The organism is Roseibium sp. AWQ4_290, assembly GCF_056160985.1.
Genome location: NZ_JBSWYG010000033.1, coordinates 22,976 through 45,317, shown reverse-complemented (window position 1 = coordinate 45,317; position 22,342 = coordinate 22,976). Strand labels below are relative to the sequence as shown.

The window sequence follows — 22,342 nt, the reverse complement described above, 5'->3', positions numbered from 1 at the left end:
TCAAGATGATCGGACAAACTGAAAAGACTGCTCGGATCCATGAAAACACCTCCATGATCGAAGTGAATCAGAAATCACCTCCAATGGCGAGGTTTTTGCGGGTGTCCAGCTGAATAAAAATACAGCCAGAAAATGCAATCTGACGTGTGGACTTTTTTCCTTCCTCTCCCGGTTTAAATTTGAGAGACTTCTGGCATTGATTTCAGGTGCTTTTCTTGCTTTGGGCAAGATGCATCTTTTTATTGTTTGTTTTTACAGTGGGAGTTCTCAATATGTCTTTGAACTATACAGGTCTCCGCCGTATTAAAAACAAGGCCGAGGCCAAGCGCTGTGCCGAGCGGCTGCTGGCGATCCGCAAGAGATTGAAACCGCTGCGCGAGCGCAAGCGGGATGAGACGCTGCTTCTGGCAACCTGGAACATTCGCGATTTCGATTCCAACAAATTCAAATGGGGGCCCCGGCTCCCGGAAACGTTCTACTATCTTGCCGAGATGATTTCCCATTTCGATCTGGTGGCGCTGCAGGAGGTCAACCGGGATCTGGAACCGCTGCGTACGCTGATGGATATTCTGGGCCGGGAATGGGACTATATCGTCACCGATGCCACCGAGGGACCGGGCGGCAACAATGAGCGCATGGCCTATCTCTACAACACGGAAAAAGTCTGGTTCCGGAAGATCGCCGGTGAAGTCGTTCTGCCGGGTGGCCAGCTGGTGGTGAGCGAGAAGACCAAGAAGAACGAAGATGGCAGTGTCGAGACGGTGAGCGTGAAAAATCAGCTGGCCCGAACGCCGTTTCTGGTGGCGTTCCAGTCCGGCTGGTTCAAGTTCAGCCTGTGCACCGTGCATATCTATTTCGGCAGCGAATCCGGCGCCAAACTGAAGCGGCGCATTGAGGAAATCAAGCGGCTGGTGAAGTTCTTTGCCGACCGGCAGGACAAGGACAACAGGCAGACCCGGGACACGCTCGGCAATGTGGAAAATTACATTCTGCTGGGCGACTTCAACGTGGTCAGTCCGGAACACCAGACCATGGAAGCGTTGAAAAGCAATGACTTTGTGGTTCCTGAACAGATCGACGGCGACAAGGTCCGCACCGAGGATGATCACTATTACGATCAGATCGCCACTCGGGTGAAGGATGACCGGTTCAAGGTGACGGCTGGTGGCATGATCGACATGTTCGAGGATGTGTTCACCGATACGGCGGAAGACCGGAAGCTCTACAGCAAATATGTGCCCAAAAAGGACAAGGAGAAAAATCCGAAATTCGCCGCCACCACGTCGCAAGCCCGCTACCGGAAATGGCGCACCTGGCAGATGTCGGATCATCCGCCGCTGTGGATCGAGATCGAGACGGATTTTTCCGAGCATTACCTGAAAGACATCATTGGCGGGTGAGCGCTATTTCAGCAGTGTCTTTGCCTTAATGCGGCCAGCGTCCGTCTCTACAGTCCGCCGATTGTTGCGGGAGCAAGAGGCAAACAGGACGGGTTTATGTGGGAATTTGAGTTGAGCCGCGCCATTGGGCTGATGGTGCGGACCCATCCTTATTTGATTTTCAGAGCGTTGATTTATGGCGGTTTCGCCGTGGCCTATGTGGTTGTCACCGGCCTGGGAGCCGGGATTGGCTACGGGATCGGCTGGCTGGGCGGTCCAGATAGCCAGGCCAGTTTTGCAGTCTGGGGTGGGGTTGCCGGGCTTGGTCTCACCTCCACCGTGATTTATTTCCTGCGCGAATACCTGCTTTACACGGTTAAGGCCGGGCATATTGCCGTGCTCGTTGAGCTTCTGAAGGGCAAGGATTTGCCTGGTGGCCAGGGACAGATTGTCTATGGCGCCTCGGTGGTGAAGGAGCGGTTTGTCCAGTCCAGCGCTCTGTTTGCGCTGGACCAGTTGATCAAGGGCGTGGTGCGGGCTATCAGCGGATTGATCGAGGGCATTGCCTCCCTCCTGCCCATTCCCGGGCTGAATGGCCTGGCGTCGCTGCTGCGGGCCTTCTTGAAGGTGGCCGTTGGCTTCGTGGATGAGGTTATTCTGGCGCACGCGATCCGGACCCGTTCAGACAATGCCTGGGCGTCGGCCCGCGAGGCCCTTGTGCTTTATGGCCAGAACTACAAGGTCATGCTGAAAAACGCGGCCTTTATCGCGCTCCTGACCTATTTCCTGGCCTTTGTGGTGTTTTTCGTGATGCTGGTCCCGGCCGCCGGTCTTGCCTATGTCATGCCCGGCTCTTGGGGGGCGGGCGGTCTCGTCTTTGCCGTCATCTTTGCCTGGGCGGTCAAGGCGGCAGTGCTTGAGCCGCTGGCGGTCACGCTGATGATGCAGGTGTTCTTCAAGGTCACTGCCGGTCAGAGGCCGAGCCCCGACTGGGATCAGCACTTGTCGGGCCTGTCCGGAAAGTTTCAGGAAATCAAGGACAAGGCGCTTGCCGGAGACCGGACAAGCGGTCCCGGCCCGGCGCCCGCCCCGGCCGCCTGAGCGGACGCAGGACTTCGCCGCCCGGGCCTTTGGTCCGGGACGGCAGCGAGTCTTGAAAGCGGGTGTCTTTCAGCCGCGCCCGCGATAGGGGGCTACGCCTTGGTCCGGGATCCAGACGTCCTCCGGGGCCGGGCCGGTCTGATAGAAGACATCGATGGGAATGCCGCCGCGCGGATACCAGTAGCCACCAATCCTGAGCCATTCCGGGTCCAAAAGATCCACGAGGCGCTTGCCGATGGAGACTGTGCAGTCTTCATGAAAGGCGCCGTGATTGCGGAAGGCGCCGAGAAAGAGCTTCAGCGACTTGCTCTCCACCAGAAACGCCCTTGGCACATAGTCGATCACCAGATGGGCAAAATCGGGCGCACTTGTGATCGGGCACAGCGAGGTGAATTCCGGGGCAACGAACCGGACCATGTAGAGCGTGCCGGCTTGCGGGTTCGGCACCTTTTCCAGAACCGCCTTGTCCGGATCATCCGGCAGGTCTGTGGAGGACCCGAGCTGGGTCAGGTTTTCATAAATGCTCTTGTCGGACATGGGTGTCTCCCGGACGGGCCTTATGGTGAGGTTGGAACATGATGATATTTCTGGCGTCGTGTATCTGCCTGCCGGGGAAACGGGCACTGTTGCCCCTGCTTCGCAGCCCCCGGAACGTCTTTGCTGCGTCAGCCTTCCTGGCCCGGCGCGGTCCCGCACCTGGTGCAGGGCCTCTGCTCTCCAAAGCCCCACCCCCAACCTGCGGCAGGTCCCGGCTCAAAGGCCGGAACAGCCTGAAGAGAGTTGGCTGTCTGCATGTCTCAGCTGCCATTGCTGCTGCCGCATCCTCCTCAAGAGGAGGGAGTATGAGCGGCAGCTCCCTCACTCTTTTACACTCCGCGCAGATTGCCCCATAACAGCGTGTGCAACTGGGGCAGGACGGTGGCTGAATAAAGCCGGTCGGACGTGACCTTGTCGACCAGCCAGCGCATGCGCTCCAATATGCCGCCCATATCGATGGCGCCCGTCTCCCCGTTCGGGCATGGCGGCGTGTGATTGCCGGGCTGCAGATAAAGAGGCAGGTCCGGGTAGCGCGCAGCCGTGTCTCTGGCATAGGCATAGTCGGCCTCATCAAAGACCACGATCTTGAGCGCAATCCGGGGGGCGGACCCGGCCGCGTCCACACATTCCGCCAGCTTCTGCCAGTCAGTCTCCATTCCGCTTGAAGGTGGCTTGGGGCTGAGGGTCAGAACATCCAGCGTGTTGAACCAGTCCTTTGCGATGCTGCCCTGGGTTTCCAGGGCAAAGCGGTAGCCTTGTGCGCGGCCAAGGGCGATCAGGTCGCCCAGGGGCTGGATCGCCGGATTGCCGCCGGACAGGGACACCATCAGCGGGGTGCCGCCGGACAGGATCTCCACCTGCATCAAAATGGCGGCGGGGGTCATGGGGACCCACTCTTCCCTGAACCGGCCGTCCACCGCATGCAGGGTGTCGCACCAGGCGCAGCGGTAGTCGCAGCCGCCGGTGCGCACGAAGACGGTCGGCTGGCCGATCAGGGCGCCTTCGCCCTGGATGGTCGGGCCAAAAATCTCGTTGACGCGAATGGTGCTGCCGATCATGGTCGGGCCTCCACGGGCATATAGACCAGCGGCCGGTATTCGGCGCAGGTCTTCGGGGTTTCTTTCACCCGCACGGCCATGGTTTCCGGCCACAGGGCCTTGCACCAGTCGTGCAGGTGGCGGGCAAGCCGCTCGGCGGTCACCCATTCATCCCCCAGCACGTCGTTCAGATGGCGGTGGTCCAGGGTGCTGTCGATATAGTCTTTCAAAGCCTTCAGCTCGTTATAGTCGCGCACAAAGCCAACGGCGTTGAGTTCATTGGCGGCAAGTTCCACCTCGACCACATAATTGTGGCCATGGAAGCGCGCGCATGGATGTTCGTCTCCAAGCCCCTTCAATTGGTGGGAGGCGGAAAAGTGAAACTCCTTGGTGATCCTATACATGGCAGGCCGCTTTCCAGAACTCTGGGTCGGCATAGTCGGTCGGGTCGATGCCGCCGGCCAGGTGAAAGGCCTCGCGCCGTTCCACGCAGGTGCCGCAGCGCCCGCAATGTTTGTCCCCGCCTTTGTAGCAGGACCAGGTGGTCCGGTAGTCGAGGCCAAGCGCGAGCCCTTCGGCGGCAATATCTGCCTTGCTGCGATTGACATAGGGCGTGAACAGGCGGATCTGCGCATAGCCGTCCAGCGCATTGCGCTGCATGGTCTCAAAGCTTTCGGTAAAGGCGGGCCGGCAATCGGGATAGATGAAGTGGTCGCCGCCATGAACGGCCGTCGCCACGGCATCGGCGCCTCTTGCGGCGGCAATGCCATAGGCAATGGTCAGCATGATGGCATTGCGGTTGGGCACCACGGTGATTTTCATGGTGTCTTCGGCATAGTGCCCATCCGGCACATCCACGCTGTCGGTCAGCGCCGAGCCGGTCAGCTGGCGGCCGATCGTGGTGATATCCATCAGGATATGTTCGGTGTTCAGCCTCTCGGCGCAGGCCTTCGCAAAGGCCAGTTCTTTCTTGTGGCGCTGGCCATAGTCAAAAGAGACAAGGCCGACAAGCTGATGGTCTTGCGCCATTTTATGCGCAAGGGTGACGGAATCCATTCCGCCGGAACAGATGACAAGTGCTTTCAACGATGTGGTCCCTTGTTTTCGCTGGCACCGGGTAGGCTGCGACCGGTGGCCCATATCCATGGGCGGCGCGCCTTTTAGCAGGTTTGAGCGAAAAGGAAAGGAAAAAGCTGCGGTTTTCTGCTTCGAGCGGCCGGACCGCGCCGGTCCTTGGCCTCAAGGGGTTGAAAGTCCGGGCACTCCTGTCCTGTTGACACCCGGTGTCCATTGTCTTCGAAGCTCACGCCCAGATCGCCATTCTGAGGCCCTTGCCATCGCGCTGGAAGTCTCTTGGAAACGGTTCGGCCGTGCCGTGAAAGATCCGTTCCGCAATCAGGCAATTGGCGGCTGCGTCCAGCAGATCGTCCCGGCCGCAGCCTTTGGGCGGAGGCTGGTCAAGGAAGGTTTGCGGCAGGCCGTGGGTGGCCAGAAGATCCTTGCGCTGGTCAAGCCCGGCCGGATTGGCGCGGCTTTTGATCTTTTTGGGCAGGCTCATTTCTTGTCCGCCATTCAGCCGCCAGAAGGCAAGCTCGGGGTGAACCTCAAAGACACGGGCCTCCAGTGCAGGCGTCATCACGGCGTCGATTTCCCGGATCTTGGGAAAGAGATAGAAGCACTGTTTGGAGACCTTTTTTGGCGGGTCTGAGGTTTTCAGGGCCGTATTGCAGGCTTCCCGGTAGTCTTCTTCATAAACGGCGGACCGGGAAGGCACGGTGAAGACGGAGGACTGGCGCAGGCCCAGATGGGCGCGGGCGGCTTTTTCAGGCCCCCGCCCGCCGGGACCGATCCTGTCCGGCAGGCCAATCGGCATGTCTGTTGCTATGACCGTCAGGAACGGTTCAGCCAGCAAAAGGGCGTCAAACGAAGGATAAATCTCAAGGCTCGGATCCGCCGGGCCAGAGAGGCTTTTCGAAATGGCCACCCAGCCGGCCTTGCAGCCATCGACCCCGGCCACCCGGATGTCTTGGTATTCAGGCACGGGCTTTCGTTTCAAGCACACGCCGGGAGGTGACCAGGGCCATGGCCCGGACCACCGATTGCTGTTCTTCGGCAAACAGCAATTCGTCGGCGCCTTTCTTCACGCTGCGCGCAACCAGCTCGAAAACGGAGGCGGAGGCCCGTTTCAGGGCCTCTTCGTCGTCGTACCTGGCCAGATGATTGGCCAGAAACAGTCCGGCCATCAGATCGCCGGTGCCGTTGGGCGGGGCGTCAATTGCCGCGTGTTCCGCCGCAACTGCGCCGCGCGGACCGGCCAGAAGATTGGCGATTGCGTTGCGGCGCAGGGCCGGGGACGAGGTGATCAGAACCCGGTCAAGGCCGAGGGAGCGCGCGGCGGAAAGCGCCTGGAGCTCGCTGGTCACATCCCGGCCTGTGAGCCAGCCCAGCTCAAAGGCGTTCGGGGTGGCGATATCGGCAAGCGGCAGCAGCGCGTCGCGGATGGCCTCGGCTGTGGCTTTGGGCACGTAAAGGCCGCCGCCGGAGGCGCTGCCATGGTCGCCGATTACCGGATCACACAGGTATGGCGCATCCGGATTGGCTTTTTTGACCGCCTTCACGAGGCGGGCAATGGGCTCTGCCTGATCGGCAGATCCCAGATAGCCGGTCATGACGCCGCCGAGCTCGGACAATTTTGCAGAGCCGGCCAGATCCTCCACAAGATCCGCGAAGCTGTCCGCCGGTGGGACGATCCGTGTGCCCTTGCCATGGCCCGGATGCCAGGGCAGCAGCACGGTGGGCAGGAACCAGACATCGTGGCCGGTCCGTTCCAGCGCGAAAGTCAGGCCGCGGCCGCTGATGCCGCCGCGCACCACCTGGGAGGTGATGACGAGGAGCGGCTTTTTCTGTGGCTCGGGCACGCCCGGCTGCTGCATCATGTTTGGGTCCCTGGGCCCGGTCAGGCCGCGTCGGAGGAGGACGTGGGACTGGTGCCATACCGCTTTTCGATATAGTCCAGAACCATTTGCTTGAATTCGTCGGCAATGCCGGCCCCGCGCAAGGTGGTGACCTTTTCGCCGTCGACAAAGACCGGCGCAGACGGAGTTTCGCCGGTGCCGGGAAGGGAAATCCCGATATCGGCGTGTTTGGATTCGCCCGGCCCGTTCACGATGCAGCCCATCACCGCGACATTCAGGCTTTCAACGCCCGGATATTGCTCGCGCCAGATGGGCATGGAGTCGCGGATATGGTCCTGGATCTCGCTTGCCAGTTCCTGGAAGACGGTTGAGGTCGTCCGGCCGCAGCCGGGGCAAGCGGCCACAACAGGCACGAAGGCACGGAACCCCATGACCTGAAGCAGCTCCTGGGCCACCTGCACTTCCCGGGTGCGGTCGCCGCCCGGTTCAGGGGTCAGGGACACGCGGATCGTGTCGCCGATCCCCTGCTGCAGCAGGATGCCCATGGAGGCGGCGGACGATACAATGCCCTTGGTGCCCATGCCGGCCTCGGTGAGGCCGAGATGCAGCGCATAGTCGCAGCGCCGTGCCAGATCCGCATAAACGGCAATCAGATCCTGAACCTGGCTGACCTTGGCAGACAGGATGATCTTGTCCCGGCCCATGCCGAGCGCTTCGGCGCGTTCTGCCGACATCAGGCCAGACTGGATGATGGCTTCCCGCAGAACAGCGGCAGCGGAAACCGGTGCGTCCTTCTTGTTGTTCTCGTCCATCAGATGGGTCAGGAGTTCCTGATCAAGTGAACCCCAGTTGACGCCAATGCGGACGGGTTTGCCGTGTTTGAGGGCAATGTCGATGATCTGGGAAAACTGGGTATCCCGCTTGGCCTTGAAACCGACATTGCCCGGATTGATCCTGTATTTGTCGAGCGCGGCGGCGCAGTCCGGATAGTCCGTCAGCAGCTTGTGGCCGATATAGTGGAAGTCGCCCACAAGGGGCACATCAATGCCGATCCGCTGCAGCCGTTCCTTGATATGCGGAACCTGTGCCGCAGCTTCGGGCCGGTCAACGGTGATGCGGACAATTTCAGAACCCGCCCGGGCCAGCGCCGAAACCTGGGCCACTGTTGAATCCGCGTCGGCAGTGTCCGTGTTGGTCATGGACTGGACCACGATGGGGGCATCGCCGCCGACCTTCACATTGCCGACCATGACACCCACGGAACTGCGGCGGGGCAGTGGTTTTGCAAAATCATCAATCATCAAGGCAGCCAACCGGTTTTGTCGCTTTTGCCCACCATATGAGGGAAATCGGACAAAGTTTCCAGTATCGGATTTGCTTTTGCTGCGAAAAGGGCCGCAAGGGCATGCGGTTGAAAGCTGGCGGAAGGGGTCTTTTCAATTGCAAATTTTGACAATCTTTGCCTAAATCCGTGCTCAAGTGCGTCGGCGTGGGGCTGCCGGCAGATGGAGTGAATTTTGTTCAAGGTGATGGGACGTCTGATCAAAGACAGCTTTTCTTTGATGGTCACGAATGCAGGTCTTGCGTCCAGCTTGCTGATCTTACTGTTCTTTTTCAATTTTCATGAGACGGTTTTCGTCTTCCTGGGGTTTTACATCGTGTTTTTTCTGGATCCCGGCTTTCAAGGGGTGGTCCCGATCGTCTACACCGCCGCAGGGTTCTTGTGTTGGGGCGTGGCAGCCGCTCTCTGGTTTTCGTCCGTTGCGGAACGGAGGGCTCCGGTATCGCTTTCCGGTGCACTGACCTGTCTGTGTGGTGCTTGCTGTGCAGGAGCGATGCTCTGGCTGGTCCAGAACGTAACGGCAGGCAACGTGGTCCTCGTCTATCAGTGGCTTTCGTTGCACGGATATTTGGCGGAAAACACTTGGGTGCCCGCTTTTCTGGAGGTTTATTACGGCCTGGGCGACTACGTTTTTATGATCACTCTTGTTCCGTCTGTGCTGGCCGGGTTGCTGCTTCTCCTTCTGCTGCCTGCTTTGATGCGGGTCGCCTTCGTGTTGCCAGCCGCGGTCTCCGGTCAGCCCTGGGGGGCTTGTCAGCTTTCCGGCAGGCTAGAGGATTTGGATGGCCGATGGCGCTTACGGCAGGCGGCCTTCTCCTGCCTGTCTGGTGGGCCGTTTTATATTTCAACTCATATCAGCTGCCGCTGATGGTCAACGGGCTGCTGGAGGAAGAGGCTGTTGCCCGGGTTGCTCTGGTCTGGTTTGCCCTCAAATCCCTGTTGCTGTCGCTTGGGTTTGTCTTTGTGCTTGCGGTGATCGCCGCGGCGTTCAATCGATCTGTGGCCCTGAACCCGGGGGCCGAGCCCACGGCCGCGCTGCCCCTTCAAGTCTGAGGTGATCTCCCCTAAATTCTGACTTGATACCAGTTTTATCAGATCGGTTTCTATCAGTTGAGATTGCTATACGGGCAGGGGCGTATGGACTGGCCCTGATGGAAAAAGATCAGAAGCGGGGCGCGAATGTTCATCACTGTTCTGGAACGGGCTGTCTCCCTGGCGCAGCACAATACAGGCACGCTGTTCAAGACAGGCTGGGCCTATATGCTGTTGCTTCTGGCCCTGAATTTCGCCATTGGCGCATCTTTGATGCCGGCTGCAGGCTTTTCGACCGTCTCCTACATGACCGAGCCGGTTATGAAGGCGGATGAAGGAGCGCTGCGGGCGCTGGCCGCGTGTGCCAACATCCTGATCGGGTTTGCCATTGCCATTGCCTATGTCCGCCGGATTTTGATCGGGGTGAAGGATTTTCCGGTTTCTTTTGGCCGCCGCACCATCAGTGTGATTGTCTACCAGATCGTGCTGGGCCTGATCGGCTTTGTGTCCCTGATCCCCCTGATGATCGCATCCGCCCTTCTGGCCGCCGTCACAGCGGGCATCGGCGGGCTGCTGATGGTCTTTGCCCCCTTCATTGCCCTGATGGTGGTGCAGCGGCTTTCCGTGGTTCTGCCGGCGGCGGCGGTTGACGATCCCCTGACCCTCAAGGAGAGCTGGCGGGCGACATCCGGGCTCGGCTGGGCTATGGCCTTTGCGGCTCTGGTCATGAGTTTGCTGGCCGGGTTTCTGGTGTTTGTCTGGGGATTCGTGCTGAGTGTCAGCGATGGCCTTTTGCCCGCCAGCCAGATCTGGCAGCAGATCCGCTCAGCGGTCTTTCCGATGGGCTCCATGCTGATCATCGTCTGGGTGTTCGCCAGCCTGCACGCGACCTTTTACGGTTTGATCCGGGAGCGGTTCGCAGCACGCCTGGGGCTGCGCCCGTCGGATGTGGCACAGGCAGAAGCTCAGCGGGATGCGGCCCGCAGCCGGGCGCGCAAAGCGCTTGCAGGGGCCCGCACGCTGAAGCGGGACTGATCACAAGAAGGGCGACGATGATTTTGTTCCACAGCGGGCCTTCCTCTGCGGCAGTCTGGCGCTATTCAGCGCAATTCGTCATTGGGATGTTGCAGCGCAGCGGTTAGTGGTTACATGATGCGGAGGGGTGTGCCCCTCGTCAGTTTTCAATTCCCGGGAGTTCTCACATGCTTTCCAACAAAACCGCTGTAGTCACCGGATCCACTTCCGGGATCGGGCTTGGCTGCGCCCGTGCCTTTGCTGAGCAGGGCGCCAATGTGGTCATTAACGGCCTGGGGGACGGCGCCGAGATCGAGAAGACCCGTGCCGCCATCGAGGCGGATTTTGGGGTGCGCTGCGCCTATTCACCGGCCAACATGCTCAAGGGCGATGAGATTGCCGGTATGATTGCCGATGCGGAAAAGGAGTTCGGCTCGGTCGACATTCTGGTCAACAACGCGGGCATCCAGCACGTGGCACCGGTCGACGAGTTTCCCATCGAGAAGTGGGACGCGATCATTGCAATCAACCTGTCCTCCGCCTTTCATGCGATCCGCGCGGCGCTGCCGGGCATGAAACAGCGCGGCTGGGGCCGGATCATCAACACGGCGTCGGCCCATGCGCTGGTCGCCTCGCCCTATAAATCCGCTTATGTGGCCGCCAAACACGGCATTGCCGGACTGACCAAGACGGTTGCGCTGGAAGTGGCCGAGCAGGGCATCACGGTGAATGCAGTCTGCCCGGGTTATGTCTGGACGCCGCTTGTGGAAGCGCAGATCCCCGACACGATGAAGGCGCGCAACATGACCGAGGAGGAGGTCAAGAAGGAAGTGCTCCTGAAGGCCCAGCCCACGAAGGAATTCGTGACCATCGAGCAGGTGGCCGGCTACACCGTGTTCCTGTGCTCGCAGACGGCCGCCTCCATCACCGGCGCTGTTCTGCCGATTGACGGCGGCTGGACTGCCCACTGACCCTGCCCACTGACCCTGTCCGGTGTTCCGGAGCGAAAGGACCCTGTCATGGCCTCCACAAAGACAATCAATCTGGCCCTGCAGGGGGGAGGCGCCCATGGCGCCTTCACCTGGGGTGTGCTTGACTGGTTTCTGGAAGACAGCCGTCTGTCGATCGAAGCGATCAGCGGCACGTCTGCGGGGGCCATGAACGCGGTTGTTCTGGCCAGCGGGCTGGAGGCCGGGGGCGAAGACGGGGCCCGAGCCAGCCTGGAAGCCTTCTGGCGCGAGGTCAGCGGAGAAGCCCGGTTCAGCCCGATCCGCCGTTCGCCCTTTGACGTGCTGCTCGGCAATTGGAGCCTGGATTATTCGCCGAGCTATCTTTATTTCGACGTCCTGTCCCGCTTCGCCTCGCCTTATGAATTCAATCCGCTCAATCTAAATCCCTTGCGGGATGTGGTTGAGAAGATGGTTGATTTTGAGAAGGTGCGCGCCTGCGTGGGCCTGAAGCTCTATCTGGCCGCCACCAACGTCTTTACGGGCAAGATCCGGGTGTTCAGCGAAGAGGACATCACGCTCGACGCGGTCATGGCTTCGGCCTGTCTGCCTCAGCTTTACCAAGCCGTTGAAATTGACGGCGAGCCCTATTGGGACGGGGGCTATATGGGCAATCCGCCGCTCTACCCGCTCTTTTACAACTCCGACACGCCCGATGTGGTCCTTATCCAGATCAATCCGACGGAACGGCGCGAGGTGCCCCGGTCTGCCCGGGAAATCGTCAACCGGCTCAACGAGATCACCTTCAATTCCACTCTGCTGCGGGAATTGCGGGCGATTGATTTTGTCACCCGTCTGATCGAAGAAGGAAAACTGTCGTCGGAAGACTATATGAAGGTGCATATGCACCGGATCTCCGCGCATGAGCTCAAGCCCTTGCAGGCGTCTTCCAAGATGAATGCCGAATGGGCCTTTCTGACCGAGCTGCGCGATCTGGGGCGCCAGACGGCAAAAGACTGGCTGGATGTGCATTACGACGACATTGGCAACCGGTCGACCGTGGATCTCAGGGAAGAATTCGGCTAGGGCGGCTCTCCGTCCGTTAACCTTTTCTTAGCCCTGTTCGCAAGCGGCCTTGCAGAATGCAATGCGGGTATCGTGAATTCTTCCTTAACGGCGTCAATATCTTGTGATTCTTCTGAGGCGATGCCCCAAGATCTGGAAAAGGCGAGATCAAAACGAATTGGCAAGGCTTTTGCGTTTGACTGGTCACGCTGATTGTCAGGTTGTGCGTCGTCAGCGCCTTATGTGGTTGGAAGAAGCGGGCACCTGCGACCCCGCCCGTTTCTTCCAACCCTTTCTATCCGGGGGCGGGGCCGGCGAAACGAGTTCTTCCGTTGCTGTTCTAAAGACTGTTTCTGGCGGTTTGGCAGGTTCCCCAAAGGCTTTTTTGCTCTATTTGTCACATCTCAATTTTCTGAAAAGACCTGGTCTTTAAACTGCCGGGATTGTTTCCCATTTTCTGGGAATACCGGAGACAAAGGTGTCAGCATGAGCGACAGGTTTACGCATTTTCTGGCCGGCTTCATGGGCGTTGTTGCCCTTTGGTCCTTTTCAAATGCGGCCCTCGCGGGCAGCGACGAGAAGAAGATGGCGGAAATCAAGGAAAATGCGGGCTGCTCCAGATGTGATCTGCAGCTGACCGAATTGCGTTATCTCAACGTAGAGCAGGCTGATTTCTCGCGGGCCAATTTGAGGGAAACGGATCTGAAGGAAGCGGTTCTGCAAGGAGCGGATTTCCGCTGGGCGGATCTGCGCCGGACCGAAGCGGAACGGGCCGATCTTTCCGGGGCCAATTTTTCCGGGGCGAGCATGCGCTCCGCTGACCTGGAAAAGGCCGATCTCTCCGGGGCCAATCTGACGGATGTTGACCTCAGGGATGCGGACCTGAATGAGAGCACGGCTAACGGGGCCATATTTGACGAGGCGGATCTACGCGGTTCGGGCTTTATCCGCACCATGGCGCCAGGGGCCTCCTTCAAGGGGGCGAAGATGGATCAGATCAATTTTGAGCGCGGTGACATATCCGGCGCCAATCTCAGCAACGCCCGTTTGCGCCATGCCAAGCTTGACCGGATCAAGGCAGTCGGCGCGAATTTTTCAAATGCGGATTTTTCCGGGGTGCGTTTGGTGAGCGCGGATCTCACCGGCGCCAATCTGACCGGGGTGAATTTTGACGGTGCTCTTTTGCGCCGGACCCGTCTTGTGGGTGCCGACCTGACCGGGGCCTCCAATCTGGATCCGGGCCGCATTCTGGGCGCGTGCGGCGATAAGACGACCAAACTGCCCAAGGGCATCACGCTGCCCGACTGTTCTTACTGACGCTCGGCCTGCTTGTTTTATTTACGGGCGTTAGCGAGACGGGCAGGGCAGCGGTGCGCAGGCTGCTCGGCACGCTCAAAAAAGCCCGGCGCTTCTTTCGAAGGCCGGGCTCCTTTGGAAGTGCGGTTGACCGCGCTTAATTGAAGACGTCAAAAGCGAAGCGGTAGGTCACGCCGAGACCGATGCTGAACTGGTCCTTGCTGCCGGCATCGGCAATCGGGCTGTCGGCGGCATCGCCCACCAGCCGGTCATAGCCGCCGCGCAGGTGCAGGCGCACATCATCGTTCCAGTCATAGCTCGCGCGGGCTGCCACACCGATGCTCTTGAAGCCGGCGCCCGGATCATATTCGCTCAAGCGGCCGCCGCTGTTGGCGGCTTCCCGGGCGCTCACGCCGAAATAGGTCTCCATGTAGTCCTCAGACGCGAACGCGGCGCGCGGGCCGATGCTGAGTTCCCATTTCTCGGCCGGATAAATGATGCCGTCGAGACCGAGCTGGCCGACCTGGCCGTGGTGGCCGTTAATGCCCTGGCGCAATTCAGCAAAGGCGCGGAAATGCTCCGTACGGAATCCACCGCCCAGACCGAGTTCCAGAGCCCAGTCGACTTTGTCGGTTCCGGTCAGGTCCGAGCTGTCGCTTGCCTTGCGCTCGCCGATATAGTTGAAGGATGGAAAGAAGAACACACCGGTGCGCCGGCGTCCGTCGACCACCTGGCCGAGGCCCGGCAGGTAGAACCGGCCGACCGAGACGAGCGGCATCGGATAGACCAGATAGGAATCGGCCGATTCATATTTTGGCTTCACAATGGCGCCAATGCCCAGATCGATCACAAATTGCCGTGTAGCATCTTGAGCGGACACTTCACCGCTTTGGGCCTGAGCTGTGCCGGACACAGCCCCAAGGGAAAGGGCGCCAAGCGACAGGGCAAGCGCGGCGTGCGACAAGAGTTTGAACATTCGGCCACATCCAATTGGAAAACATTGGCCGCAAAGATAACACGAAGCCGCCTTACTCAAACCCTAAGGAAACCGGGTTTTGAACAAGTGTTGCATATTGGCACCGCACACATCGGAGCTGGTGGTCCGGGCGGGGTCAGGACGGCAAACAATTGGGTCTTCTTGTCCCGGCGATCTTGCAGGTATGCGGTCCGGGAGCTACATGAAGGTGCAAAGAACTCATAACGGCAACGGACCAGACCATGACCGCATTATTCAATGTTATCCTTATCGCGCTGGAGCTTTATACCTACGTGATCATTGCCAGTGCGATCTTTTCCTGGCTCTACGCCTTCAACATCGTGAATTCCAGCAATCAGCTGATCAATTCGATCGGGCGGGTGCTCTACAATCTGACCGAGCCCGCCTTGCGGCCGATCCGCAGGTTCATGCCGGATCTGGGCGGGATCGACATTTCTCCTGTTGTTCTGCTGCTCGGCATCATCTTCCTCCGGCAGATTATCGTCATCAACATTCTGCCCCTTGTAAGCGGATACTGAGTCTGAAGACCAACCACACTTGATAGAGATCCGGCTGATCAAGCCAGCCCGGGCCGGGTGGTGGTCCGGGCTTTTTGCTGCTTAGGCGGTGTCTTTCGGGCCGGTGGCGCCTTTTTGCGGCAAGGTGCTCTGTCTCAAAAGTCCAGCGGCGCGTTTTCGATGACCTCTTTCAAGACAAAAAAACTGCGCAGCTGGCGCACGCCGGGCAGGGTGAGCAACTGGGCACGGTGACGGGTGTTGAAATCGGCAATGTCCTTCACGCGCACTTTCAGGAAATAGTCAAAATCTCCCGCGACGCACTGGCATTCCAGAACGAAGGGAAATTTGAGAATTGCCGCCTCGAAGGCCTCAAAGCTTTCGGGCGTGGATTTCTCCAGAACCGCTCCCACCAGCACCTGGACGCTCAAATCCACCGCGTCGGGCTGAACCCGTGCCGTGATGCCGGACACAATGCCTTCGTCAAAAAGCCGCTGGAGGCGCCGGTGGCAGGTGGCGGGGCTGACATTGACGGCCTTTGCAATCTCCGCATTGGTCAGCCGCCCATCGAGCTGCAGGAGCCGCAGGATCTTCCGGTCGGCTCTGTCCAGATCTGCCATGAAAGGATCTTTCGTGATTGTGGGGCTTGAGAAAAAGGTCAGGAGCATCGTGCGAATAGTCTGCACCATTTGATGCTGGAAAGCAGATCCTTCGGCAAGGCACTTTGCGCAGCGGGATGCGGTGTATCGGTCAAGCGACGCAACGCCGCCGATGGGCTGCGTTCCATCACCCGAGGGGCCGGTCTGCTTTGCCCGCTGACATCGTTGGGTCGCACTTGTGGTGGGAAACACCAAGGCGCGCGATCCGCCTCCTCAGCAGACAAAGCAGATCCGGTCAAATCGTGCAGACTGATCGCACGAGGCTCTAAGCCGCAAAGTTTGCAAAAGACATGTAAAAGAAATGCGGGTTGGAGAGATGTTCTTGAGAACGGCACAGGGCTGGTCTGCGGGAGCCGTGTTTTTCACTCCCGTTCTTTCCGCCGCCGCGGCCTTGAGCCTGGGGCCTGATTGGGGCCGGCCTGGTCAGGGCCCATCGTATCCCGGCGGGCTGCCGGGAAACGGCTTCAGGGGACGTTGTTGAAGAAAGAAGAAGCGAAGCCTGCCGTTTGTTCTTGAGGCCGCTAGAGTGCTTCATACCAACCTGAATAGATAGAAACCCATCTGATGGCGCTGGTCCGGATTGGCCGGCAAGGCGCGTTGCGCAGGACGGCCTTTATGGCCGTTCAAGCGGCGCAACGCAGTCCGGCGGGCCGGAGCAGGCCACCGAGGCCGTGTTTGAGGACTGTTCAGCTGCGTCCCAGGTTTTGAACGATAAACCATATCGCCCTGCAACCTGCTCCTTGCCGAACAGTCCCCAAAAACGGTCAGATCGGTTCCTATCTATTCAGGTTGGTATCAGTCGTCGAGCTTACGGGCCTCGTCCGGCAGCATGATCGGGATGCCGTTCCGGATCGGGTAGGCGAGCTTGGCCGCACGGGAGATCAGTTCCCTGGCCTGCGCATCATAGTCCAGAGAGGATTTGGTCACCGGGCAGACCAGCAATTCCAGCAGTTTGCGGTCAACGGGCCGGTCAGCCGGGTCCTCGGCATCCTTCGGGTCGGTCATTGGCGTGTCTTTCTTCAGGAAATCAGGTCATGACGTGGTTCGGAACGGCAGGCCTCTGCAAAGCTATTGCAGCGTTGAGCCGCCCTCGTTCTGGGACTTTGCCAGATCCATTTCGGTGATGGCAATCAGGGTTTCCGCCCGCGTCTTCAGGTCGCGGGCTTCCAGGAGAGCCTGTTTTTCCTGGGGGCCATAGGGGCACATCATGCAAAGGGCATTGACCAGTACCTCGGTTTCGGCTTCCGACACGCTTTGCCAGTCCGCCTCCAGATTGTTGGCGTCCAGATAGTTGCGCAAGGTCTTTAAAAGCCCGGTGCGGTCGACATCCTCTTCGCCATCACCGCAGGTCAGGTCCCGGGCAAAGGGGGCGAAGTCGCATTCCACCTGGCGGAAGGTGCTGTAGGCGGTCACTTCCTTGCCAAGGGCAAAGCGGGTGATGCCCTGCAGCGTGACCAGATAGCGGCCATCCCCGGTTTCCTGAAAGCTGGTCAGGCGGCCGACACAGCCAACGCTGGACAGAACCGGCCGGTCGGAGCCTGCGTCAAGGTCTGCGTTGGAGCCGGTTCCGCCGGCGGTCCTGCCATTCGCGCTGGCAGGCTGCACCATGCCGATCAGCCGGTTGCCAGCAAGGGCGGTGTCGATCATGTCCAGATAGCGCTGCTCAAAAATGTTCAGCGGCAGCTGGGTCCGGGGAAGAAGCAGCGCGCCCGGCAGGGGAAACACAGGCAGAACCGGGGGGAGGTCCGCGATGGTGTCGTAGATGGCATTTCCCGCCTGCATTTTCACGCCTTCTTGTTGTTCTCCCGGGACCGGGGAACGTTCTCCGGCCCGTTGCCTTTAGATGTGTCAGAACCGGCAGCCGTCAAGAAAACAGAACGGCGGAAAGCTTGCGGCGGCCATAATTACTTGCCGGATCCTTGAAGCCCCAGGCCTCAAAGAATTGCAGAAGCTGCTTACGGGCGGCGTCCTCGTTCCACTCCCGGTCCCGGCGCACGATCTCGATCAGCTGATCCACCGCGCCTTCCTTGTCGCCCTTGCCGTTAAGGCCGAGGGCCAGGTCAAACCGGGCCTGATGATCCAGTGGGTCCTTGGCAATCCGGTCCTGGAATTCGGCAAGGTCGCCGAGGGAGGCTGCCTGTTCGGCAAGGTCCAGCGCCGCCTTGGCCGCCACATAGGCCTCGTCCGTCTGCTTGTCCTCCGGCACCAGCTCCAGCGCCTGCCGGGCCCGCTCCAGTTCATCGGCGCCGAGATAGCACTGGGCAAGGCCTGAAATGGCGGCCACATTGTCCGGTTCCATCTGCATCACCGCGCCGAAAAGCTGAGCGGCCTGGCCAAAATCCTTGGCACTCAACAGCTCCGCTGCCTGCTCCAGAAAGGCGTCGGCCTGATTGGCCGGGGCCGGACCGCCAAGCTTCTCGATAAAGGCTTTCACCTGGCTTTCCTGCTGGGCGCCCATGAAGCCATCCACCGGCTGGCCGTCCTTGAAGGCCACCACGGCAGGAATGGACTGGATGCCCATCTGCCCGGCGATTTCCGGATGATCGTCGATATTCATCTTGGCCAGCTTGACGGTGCCGCCAGCAGCGCGCACGGCGTCTTCGATGATCGGCGTCAACTGCTTGCACGGGCCGCACCAGGGCGCCCAGAAATCAACAAGAACCGGCTGGGTGCGGGAGGCTTCCAGAACATCTGCTAGAAAGGTCTGGGTGGTCACGTCGAAGATCAGGTCGCCGCCCGGCGCGCTGCTGCCGCCGTCATTGCCGCCGCCACCGCCGCTGAAACCATGTCCCTGGCCGCCATATCCGCCGCCGCCCATGCTGGCGCCGAAGCCGCCGCTCACCTGGCCGCCGACGCTGTAGTTGCCATTGCTCATCTGCCCGCCTCGTGTTTGTCCGGCCGGTTCGGGTGCCCCCGGCCTGTCGTCATGCTTACATCCATAAAGGTGCTCCTAACATGGAGCGCTGCGCCCGGAAATACAAACCCGGCGCTTTTCTCAAGCCTTGTTTACTATTCACCCATGGGAAGAGGCTTTCCTCCAGGGCTCAAGGCCATTCCTGCCAAGAACTGGCCACATCCGGCCAAAACCGTCTTTTTCCCGCGGGCTTTCAGAGCCCGGCCTCCTGCGCCTCGGCACTGACCGCCAGCACCTTCGGCTCATGGCCACACGCCTTGGCAAAGGTGATCAAGTCCCCGGCGCGGATGGTCGTGGTCGCGTCATTCTTCAAAGGATGATAATTGACAATCTGGTGCTGCATCATGGCCGCGTCAAAAACCGGCGTCACCTTTTGCGCCGCGCGGTCATTGATCAGGGCAAACGGGGTGACAGAGCCGGGCTCGACGCCCAGAACGGCGCCCAGAAGATCCGCATTGCCAAAGGACACACGGCCCTGGGCGCCGATGATCTGGTGCACTTTTTTCAGGTCTATTTCCGCGTCATGAAGAGCGACGATCAAAAACAGCCGGCCCTTCTTGTCCTTCACGAACAGGTTCTTGGTATGCCCGCCCGGGATCGTTTCATGCAGATCGCCGGACTCGGCCACGGTGAACACCGGGGCGTGGTCGACCGTGGTCACTTCGATGTTCAGGTCCTTCAAAAAGGCCATCAATTCGGCGCGTGTTGCTGGCATGATTTTCCCGGTGTTGTCTCAGCTCCGGGCTGTCTAGCCTGTTTCAAGCTGCCGGGACAAGGAGAAAACGCCTTGAAAAGCGGCAATTTTCCAACGGCTTGGTGATTGGAATGCACAGTCCGTCCACAGCAAAGACAGCTAAAAAAAATTCTTCAAATTCCTTGTTGCAATCCTTTCCGGCTTAGTTCATATACTGCGCCACCGACGCAGAGGCGGTCCCGCCAAAGCGCTCCGGTCACATATGCGGGTGTAGCTCAGGGGTAGAGCACAACCTTGCCAAGGTTGGGGTCGAGGGTTCGAATCCCTTCGCCCGCTCCAAATTTCCTCAGTGATTTCTGAGGCTTAGAAAACGCCTTTCGGGGCGTTTTTTGCTTCCCCGGCCCCTTTCTCGTAAGCGGGGAAGCAGGGGGGAAGCAACTGAAGGCATTTTGCCTTGTGTGCGGCGCAGCAATTTTTTGACCTGCAGGCACCTTGCAGCCCTTTGATTCAGGTCCGCCAAACGCATTCCTTGAACACACTTGCTTCATTTTAAATGGCTCTCGTGAAGCCATTGTCGTGCTTACGTGTGTAGCTCCCTTCTCACCTTCGTATCGCTAATTAAGCCGACTTACCTTAGCATGATCTCTAATTAAGCCAAGTGACAATTGCTTAAATAAGACGCGCCGTCCATATTGAACAGATGGCAGAGACACACGCAACAGATTCGCGGCTGGGCCGATTTGTAGAGACAAGCGTCGGGGGGGAGCCGGTACGAGCCTTTGTGCCTCCGCCGCTGCCGCCAACCCCTCCGATTGATATTCTACCGCTCCTTCCGCACTTGACCAGCGCCGAAAGGGCTCTCGGCCGGCTCGATGGCATCACGACCATTCTGCCACGTCAGGAATTGTTCCTGTACATGTACGTCCGAAAAGAGGCCGTGCTTTCATCTCAGATTGAGGGAACGCAATCGACCTTGACTGACCTTTTGCGCTTCGAGGCGGAGGCACAGGCCGGGCAGCCGGTGGATGACGTTCGCGAAGTCTCGAATTACGTCGATGCGATGATATATGGCCTGGAGCGGTTGAATGAACTACCGCTTTCGCTTCGGCTCATCCGGGAGATGCATGCCCGCCTGCTCGAAAGCGGACGCGGAGGAACCAAGAACCCGGGAGAATTCCGGCGCTCTCAGAACTGGATCGGCGGCAATCGTCCGGGCAATGCACTGTTTGTCCCTCCGCCCGTCAATGAACTCGACAATTGTCTCGAAGCGCTTGAAGTTTTTATGCATGAGGATCGATCTCAGCTGCCTGCGCTGATCAAGGCTGGCTTGCTCCATGTTCAATTCGAGACTATTCACCCCTTTCTGGACGGTAATGGCCGTATCGGTCGGCTATTGGTAACGCTTTACCTATGCGTCCACGGGGTGCTGAAAAGGCCGCTTCTCTACCTCAGTCTGTATCTGAAATCGAACAGGTCCGACTACTATCGTCTTCTGCAGGAGGTGCGAGAGCAAGGAGCCTGGGAGGCCTGGCTCGAATTTTTCCTTCAAGGCATTGCAGAAACGGCGAACCAGGCGTTCGACGCTTCAACCCGCATTGTCGAGTTGTTCAAAGATGATCGGGAAATAATAACTGCTCAGAGCGATCGGGCAGGCTCGGCCTTGCGTCTTCATGACCTTCTTCAACAACATCCCTTTTTGACTGCTGGGCAACTCGTCGAGCAAACAGGGCTCACCATGCCAACCGTAAATGCGGCACTCGCGGACCTGGAGCGGCTGGGTATCGTCGAAGAGGTGACTGGTCGCAAGCGGGGACGTGTGTTTGGCTATCGGCGATATCTCCTGATTCTCAGTGAAGGAACTGATCCTTTAACCGAGTTGTAATCTGATTTTAAAACGAAGAGAGGGTCGCAACAACGTTCGATGTACTTTGAGGAATTAGAGTGAGAGTGCGGGAGTGACCTCCGCGACGGGTTGAAAGCTGGAGGAGCGCCTTCGGTGCCCGTCGTGGAGATATTTTCCAATGACTTAGGTTGAGTTTCTCGATGGCCGCAGTGAAGCGCGCGGCGGCTACAAGGTGGACGTCTCGCGCGGCGAACGGATCGACCGCGTGTCGTCGGAGTGGTTTTCGCGGCCCGACGACGAACGCTATCTGCCTCTGGACGACCTGACCCAGTCGGTTCGTGTGCGCTCCGAGCGCAGCCGGTCTCGTGTGGTGGAGAGTGCGGTGATCCAAGTCGAAGCGACCCGGGACAATCCCGAGCGGATGGCACTGCATTTGCCCGGTGCGGAAGCACCCGTCGCTCCGACGCACTAGTCCTTCGGCCAGTTGGCCAGCTTGGTGGGCGCGCCGGGAGCCTATCGCCGACAGCTTCCTGCAGCACTTGCCGGCATCAACCTGCAATACGGTCTGGCCTCGAACCGGACCGAACAGATCAAGACGTTAGAGACCGACAACGGTCGGGTCGACCTGCGCGCCGTCACCGTCCGGACTACGGCCGGATCCATGACTATGAACTCGCCGAAGCCGTGCAGCGGTGTGGAGCGGCTCCACCGAATGACCCCGTCAGCATATGTGACTTCAACGGCTTGCGATGCCGATCGGCGCCAGGCCCCCTTGCCTTTTTACAGCTTGAGCAGGCAGATGAAGCGCTTCTGCACTCGAACCTCCCAATTGACGCCATCGCCGAACGTGTTGGCTATGCGTCTAAGGAAGCCTTCGGCCGGGCCTTTCAGGCTAAATTTGGTGTTACGCCGTCTGCCCGGCGCGCATTGCGCCAAAGCTGAACTGTCAGAAGCTGACATTTACGGTTCGGTTCCGCAGAGGTCGAAATGACACCCTAAGCACGACGGCGAAGTGGGTGATAATGAAGACAAGGGGCCCGAGCGTGCACATTTGCGCATCTCGGGGAACAGAGAGT

General features: G+C 59.4%; 24 protein-coding genes, 1 tRNA gene and 1 pseudogene. 13 read left to right on the top strand and 13 right to left on the bottom strand.

Translation table 11 applies throughout. The annotated features are described in order from the left end of the window. Positions 1-272: 272 nt before the first annotated feature. Positions 273-1,400 carry an endonuclease/exonuclease/phosphatase family protein gene (locus ACXAH0_RS24080; protein WP_475195628.1) on the top strand — a complete coding sequence of 376 codons (1,128 nt, stop codon included), beginning with the start codon at positions 273-275 and terminating at the stop codon, positions 1,398-1,400. Positions 1,401-1,496: 96 nt separating this feature from the next. Further along, positions 1,497-2,480 (top strand): hypothetical protein, encoded by a 984-nt coding sequence (locus tag ACXAH0_RS24075; protein WP_475176224.1) that lies wholly within the window; start codon positions 1,497-1,499, stop codon positions 2,478-2,480. Between the two features lie 69 nt (positions 2,481-2,549). Here the strand turns inward: ACXAH0_RS24075 and queF are convergent, their stop codons facing one another. The 7 genes from queF to ispG form a co-directional block, all read right to left on the bottom strand. Next, positions 2,550-3,017, bottom strand: a complete 468-nt coding sequence (gene queF / locus ACXAH0_RS24070; protein WP_475176229.1) for a preQ(1) synthase — start codon at positions 3,015-3,017, stop codon at positions 2,550-2,552. 329 nt (positions 3,018-3,346) lie between these two features. Next, positions 3,347-4,075 carry a 7-carboxy-7-deazaguanine synthase QueE gene (queE, locus tag ACXAH0_RS24065; RefSeq protein WP_475195625.1) on the bottom strand — a complete coding sequence of 243 codons (729 nt, stop codon included), beginning with the start codon at positions 4,073-4,075 and terminating at the stop codon, positions 3,347-3,349. Further along, positions 4,072-4,458: a 6-carboxytetrahydropterin synthase QueD gene (gene queD, locus ACXAH0_RS24060; protein ID WP_475195623.1), complete on the bottom strand. Its 387-nt coding sequence runs from the start codon at positions 4,456-4,458 to the stop codon at positions 4,072-4,074. The genes queE and queD overlap by 4 nt, the downstream gene beginning before the upstream one ends. Further along, positions 4,451-5,140, bottom strand: coding sequence for a 7-cyano-7-deazaguanine synthase QueC (queC, locus tag ACXAH0_RS24055; protein WP_475195622.1), 690 nt, complete (start codon positions 5,138-5,140; stop codon positions 4,451-4,453). Before queC ends, queD begins: the two co-directional genes overlap by 8 nt. Before the next feature lie 217 nt (positions 5,141-5,357). After that, the gene (locus ACXAH0_RS24050; RefSeq protein WP_475195620.1) at positions 5,358-6,095 is read right to left on the bottom strand and encodes a DUF429 domain-containing protein; all 738 of its coding nucleotides are present in this window, start codon (positions 6,093-6,095) and stop codon (positions 5,358-5,360) included. Then, on the bottom strand, positions 6,088-6,987 hold the full coding sequence (pdxY, locus tag ACXAH0_RS24045; protein WP_475195630.1) for a pyridoxal kinase: 900 nt from the start codon (positions 6,985-6,987) through the stop codon (positions 6,088-6,090). The genes ACXAH0_RS24050 and pdxY overlap by 8 nt, the downstream gene beginning before the upstream one ends. Before the next feature lie 23 nt (positions 6,988-7,010). Beyond that, on the bottom strand, positions 7,011-8,270 hold the full coding sequence (ispG, locus tag ACXAH0_RS24040; protein ID WP_475176263.1) for a flavodoxin-dependent (E)-4-hydroxy-3-methylbut-2-enyl-diphosphate synthase: 1,260 nt from the start codon (positions 8,268-8,270) through the stop codon (positions 7,011-7,013). Positions 8,271-8,486: 216 nt separating this feature from the next. Between ispG and ACXAH0_RS24035 the strand changes: the two genes are divergently transcribed. From ACXAH0_RS24035 to ACXAH0_RS24010, 6 genes are all read left to right on the top strand, one after another. Next, positions 8,487-9,179 (top strand): hypothetical protein, encoded by a 693-nt coding sequence (locus ACXAH0_RS24035; RefSeq protein WP_475195619.1) that lies wholly within the window; start codon positions 8,487-8,489, stop codon positions 9,177-9,179. After that, on the top strand, positions 9,179-9,364 hold the full coding sequence (locus ACXAH0_RS24030) for a hypothetical protein (protein ID WP_475195618.1): 186 nt from the start codon (positions 9,179-9,181) through the stop codon (positions 9,362-9,364). Before ACXAH0_RS24035 ends, ACXAH0_RS24030 begins: the two co-directional genes overlap by 1 nt. 126 nt (positions 9,365-9,490) lie before the next feature. Continuing rightward, the gene (locus ACXAH0_RS24025) at positions 9,491-10,378 is read left to right on the top strand and encodes a 4-hydroxy-3-methylbut-2-en-1-yl diphosphate synthase (protein ID WP_475176278.1); all 888 of its coding nucleotides are present in this window, start codon (positions 9,491-9,493) and stop codon (positions 10,376-10,378) included. A 167-nt stretch (positions 10,379-10,545) separates the two neighbouring features. Next, a complete protein-coding gene (locus ACXAH0_RS24020) occupies positions 10,546-11,328 on the top strand; it encodes a 3-hydroxybutyrate dehydrogenase (RefSeq protein WP_475195616.1) in 783 nt (260 codons plus the stop codon). 48 nt (positions 11,329-11,376) lie between these two features. Beyond that, on the top strand, positions 11,377-12,390 hold the full coding sequence (locus ACXAH0_RS24015) for a patatin-like phospholipase family protein (RefSeq protein WP_475195615.1): 1,014 nt from the start codon (positions 11,377-11,379) through the stop codon (positions 12,388-12,390). A gap of 465 nt (positions 12,391-12,855) precedes the next feature. Continuing rightward, positions 12,856-13,686, top strand: a complete 831-nt coding sequence (locus ACXAH0_RS24010) for a pentapeptide repeat-containing protein (RefSeq protein WP_475195613.1) — start codon at positions 12,856-12,858, stop codon at positions 13,684-13,686. Positions 13,687-13,822: 136 nt separating this feature from the next. On the opposite strand, the gene ACXAH0_RS24005 is transcribed toward ACXAH0_RS24010, so the two are convergent. Continuing rightward, on the bottom strand, positions 13,823-14,641 hold the full coding sequence (locus ACXAH0_RS24005; protein ID WP_475176298.1) for a MipA/OmpV family protein: 819 nt from the start codon (positions 14,639-14,641) through the stop codon (positions 13,823-13,825). 242 nt (positions 14,642-14,883) lie between these two features. Between ACXAH0_RS24005 and ACXAH0_RS24000 the strand changes: the two genes are divergently transcribed. Continuing rightward, a complete protein-coding gene (locus ACXAH0_RS24000) occupies positions 14,884-15,180 on the top strand; it encodes a YggT family protein (RefSeq protein WP_475176302.1) in 297 nt (98 codons plus the stop codon). Positions 15,181-15,314: 134 nt separating this feature from the next. Here ACXAH0_RS24000 and ACXAH0_RS23995 read toward each other — a convergent pair whose 3' ends face one another. The 5 genes from ACXAH0_RS23995 to ACXAH0_RS23975 all read right to left on the bottom strand — a co-directional run bounded on the left by ACXAH0_RS23995 (position 15,315) and on the right by ACXAH0_RS23975 (position 19,444). Then, entirely contained in the window at positions 15,315-15,776 is a 462-nt protein-coding gene (locus tag ACXAH0_RS23995) for an Lrp/AsnC family transcriptional regulator (RefSeq protein WP_475195612.1), read from the bottom strand. A gap of 834 nt (positions 15,777-16,610) precedes the next feature. Then, a complete protein-coding gene (locus ACXAH0_RS23990) occupies positions 16,611-16,820 on the bottom strand; it encodes a Trm112 family protein (RefSeq protein ID WP_475176310.1) in 210 nt (69 codons plus the stop codon). Positions 16,821-16,883: 63 nt separating this feature from the next. Beyond that, on the bottom strand, positions 16,884-17,597 hold the full coding sequence (locus ACXAH0_RS23985) for an LON peptidase substrate-binding domain-containing protein (RefSeq protein WP_475176315.1): 714 nt from the start codon (positions 17,595-17,597) through the stop codon (positions 16,884-16,886). 82 nt (positions 17,598-17,679) lie between these two features. Further along, entirely contained in the window at positions 17,680-18,690 is a 1,011-nt protein-coding gene (gene trxA, locus ACXAH0_RS23980) for a thioredoxin (protein WP_475195611.1), read from the bottom strand. 232 nt (positions 18,691-18,922) lie between these two features. Then, a complete protein-coding gene (locus ACXAH0_RS23975) occupies positions 18,923-19,444 on the bottom strand; it encodes a prolyl-tRNA synthetase associated domain-containing protein (protein ID WP_475195609.1) in 522 nt (173 codons plus the stop codon). Positions 19,445-19,687: 243 nt separating this feature from the next. On the opposite strand from ACXAH0_RS23975, the gene ACXAH0_RS23970 reads away from it, so the two are divergent. The 4 genes and pseudogenes from ACXAH0_RS23970 to ACXAH0_RS23955 all read left to right on the top strand — a co-directional run bounded on the left by ACXAH0_RS23970 (position 19,688) and on the right by ACXAH0_RS23955 (position 22,208). Beyond that, positions 19,688-19,762, top strand: a tRNA-Gly gene (locus tag ACXAH0_RS23970). A gap of 361 nt (positions 19,763-20,123) precedes the next feature. Then, entirely contained in the window at positions 20,124-21,305 is a 1,182-nt protein-coding gene (locus ACXAH0_RS23965) for a Fic family protein (protein WP_475195607.1), read from the top strand. Between the two features lie 193 nt (positions 21,306-21,498). Next, positions 21,499-21,959: pseudogene (locus ACXAH0_RS23960) on the top strand (DUF932 domain-containing protein); the annotation flags it as partial. Next, positions 21,951-22,208, top strand: coding sequence for a helix-turn-helix domain-containing protein (locus tag ACXAH0_RS23955; protein WP_475176424.1), 258 nt, complete (start codon positions 21,951-21,953; stop codon positions 22,206-22,208). The pseudogene ACXAH0_RS23960 and the gene ACXAH0_RS23955, both read left to right, overlap by 9 nt. Positions 22,209-22,342: the final 134 nt, after the last annotated feature.

Bases quoted from the DNA above. Each gene is read 5' to 3' on its own strand.
- ACXAH0_RS24080 (WP_475195628.1), top strand. From the start codon at position 273: ATGTCTTTGAACTATACAGGTCTCCGCCGTATTAAAAACAAGGCCGAG.
- ACXAH0_RS24075 (WP_475176224.1), top strand. From the start codon at position 1,497: ATGTGGGAATTTGAGTTGAGCCGCGCCATTGGGCTGATGGTGCGGACC.
- queF (WP_475176229.1), bottom strand. From the start codon at position 3,017: ATGTCCGACAAGAGCATTTATGAAAACCTGACCCAGCTCGGGTCCTCC.
- queE (WP_475195625.1), bottom strand. From the start codon at position 4,075: ATGATCGGCAGCACCATTCGCGTCAACGAGATTTTTGGCCCGACCATC.
- queD (WP_475195623.1), bottom strand. From the start codon at position 4,458: ATGTATAGGATCACCAAGGAGTTTCACTTTTCCGCCTCCCACCAATTG.
- pdxY (WP_475195630.1), bottom strand. From the start codon at position 6,987: ATGCAGCAGCCGGGCGTGCCCGAGCCACAGAAAAAGCCGCTCCTCGTC.
- ispG (WP_475176263.1), bottom strand. From the start codon at position 8,270: ATGATTGATGATTTTGCAAAACCACTGCCCCGCCGCAGTTCCGTGGGT.
- ACXAH0_RS24030 (WP_475195618.1), top strand. From the start codon at position 9,179: ATGGTCAACGGGCTGCTGGAGGAAGAGGCTGTTGCCCGGGTTGCTCTG.
- ACXAH0_RS24025 (WP_475176278.1), top strand. From the start codon at position 9,491: ATGTTCATCACTGTTCTGGAACGGGCTGTCTCCCTGGCGCAGCACAAT.
- ACXAH0_RS24020 (WP_475195616.1), top strand. From the start codon at position 10,546: ATGCTTTCCAACAAAACCGCTGTAGTCACCGGATCCACTTCCGGGATC.
- ACXAH0_RS24015 (WP_475195615.1), top strand. From the start codon at position 11,377: ATGGCCTCCACAAAGACAATCAATCTGGCCCTGCAGGGGGGAGGCGCC.
- ACXAH0_RS24010 (WP_475195613.1), top strand. From the start codon at position 12,856: ATGAGCGACAGGTTTACGCATTTTCTGGCCGGCTTCATGGGCGTTGTT.
- ACXAH0_RS24005 (WP_475176298.1), bottom strand. From the start codon at position 14,641: ATGTTCAAACTCTTGTCGCACGCCGCGCTTGCCCTGTCGCTTGGCGCC.
- ACXAH0_RS24000 (WP_475176302.1), top strand. From the start codon at position 14,884: ATGACCGCATTATTCAATGTTATCCTTATCGCGCTGGAGCTTTATACC.
- ACXAH0_RS23995 (WP_475195612.1), bottom strand. From the start codon at position 15,776: ATGGCAGATCTGGACAGAGCCGACCGGAAGATCCTGCGGCTCCTGCAG.
- ACXAH0_RS23990 (WP_475176310.1), bottom strand. From the start codon at position 16,820: ATGACCGACCCGAAGGATGCCGAGGACCCGGCTGACCGGCCCGTTGAC.
- ACXAH0_RS23985 (WP_475176315.1), bottom strand. From the start codon at position 17,597: ATGCAGGCGGGAAATGCCATCTACGACACCATCGCGGACCTCCCCCCG.
- trxA (WP_475195611.1), bottom strand. From the start codon at position 18,690: ATGAGCAATGGCAACTACAGCGTCGGCGGCCAGGTGAGCGGCGGCTTC.
- ACXAH0_RS23975 (WP_475195609.1), bottom strand. From the start codon at position 19,444: ATGCCAGCAACACGCGCCGAATTGATGGCCTTTTTGAAGGACCTGAAC.
- ACXAH0_RS23965 (WP_475195607.1), top strand. From the start codon at position 20,124: ATGGCAGAGACACACGCAACAGATTCGCGGCTGGGCCGATTTGTAGAG.